The organism is Streptomyces sp. NPDC001056 (assembly GCF_053598955.1).
This window is the reverse complement of the sequence record NZ_JBSFLI010000111.1, coordinates 1-1298: the sequence shown is the minus strand read 5'-3', so window position 1 is coordinate 1298 and position 1298 is coordinate 1. Positions and strand designations below refer to the sequence as shown.

The window sequence follows — 1298 nt, the reverse complement described above, 5'->3', positions numbered from 1 at the left end:
GGCTTCCCCGCTGGGAAGTGTCAGCAAATCCGACGGCATCATCATCGGAGGCGGATCGCCGGCGCCCGGTGAACTCGTCGGCACCCTGACGGGATGGGGGAACGGGGTGGTGGCAGTCGGCAACCCGAATGCAGGCGGGATCTCGATCGGACTGGCAGGGACCGGGACGGGAAGCGCGACCATCGATATCGGTAACGGCTTGCTCGAGCCGGTCGCAGGGGTGGCCGGTGCGGTGACGGGGGCGTTGGGTGGTGTCGGCGGCGGCGGTGGCGGTGGGACCGGTGGTCTCGGTGGTGTGGTAGGCACGGTAACCGGCGCGCTGGGTGGCATCGGTGGTGGCAATCCGACTGGCGGCCTCGGTGGGGTGATCGGAACGGTGGGCAACGCGGCAAGCGGCGCAGTCGGAACGGTGACGGGCGCTTTGGGTGGTGTTGGTGATCCGACCGGTGGTCTTGGCGGTGTCGTTGGCACGGTAACCGGTGCACTGGGTGGCATCGGTGGCGGGACCGGCGGTCTCGGTGGGGTGATTGGCACGGTGGCGAATACGGCGACTGGCGCGGTCGGTGCTGTGACAGGTTCATTGGGTGGTGTCGGCGGTGGCGGCGGGACCGGCGGTCTCGGTGGTGTGATTGGCACGGTAACCGGTGCACTGGGTGGCATCGGTGGCGGTAATCCGACTGGCGGCCTCGGCGGCGTTGTCGGCACGGTAGTGAACACGGCAACGGGTGCGGTCGGGGCACTGACTGGGGCTCTGGGTGGTGTTGGCGGTGGCGGGACTGGCGGCCTCGGCGGTGTCGTCGGAACGGTAGCGAACACGGCAACAGGTGCGGTCGGAACGCTGAGTGGCGCATTGGGCGGTGTCGGTGGCGGGGCCGGCGGCCTCGGTGGCGTTGTCGGTACGGTAGCGAATACGGCAACAGGTGCGGTCGGAACGGTGACCGCTGCTCTGGGTGGCATCGGCGGCGGGACCGGCGGCCTCGGTGGCGTTGTCGGCACGGTAGCGAATACGGCAACAGGTGCAGTCGGAACCCTGACCGGGGCGCTGGGCGGTGTCGGCGGTGGCGGGGCAGGTGGTCTTGGCGGTGTTGTCGGAACGGTGGGCAATGCGGCAGGCAGTGCAGTCGGAACGGTGACGGGCGCCTTAGGTGGTGTTGGTGATCCGGCTGGTGGTCTCGGTGGTGTCGTTGGCACGGTATCTGGTGCGCTGAGTGGCATCCGGGGCTCCTGGGCTGTCATCTGGCGTGTGTCACCACGGTATCGCCGGGGCGGGGCGCTCCGGGACGGTACGGGCGAAACCC

1 pseudogene is annotated in these 1298 nt (G+C 69.3%); it reads left to right on the top strand.

From position 1 onward, the window contains the following. Positions 1 to 1298, top strand: a pseudogene (locus tag ACWDD7_RS37760) (hypothetical protein); the annotation flags it as partial.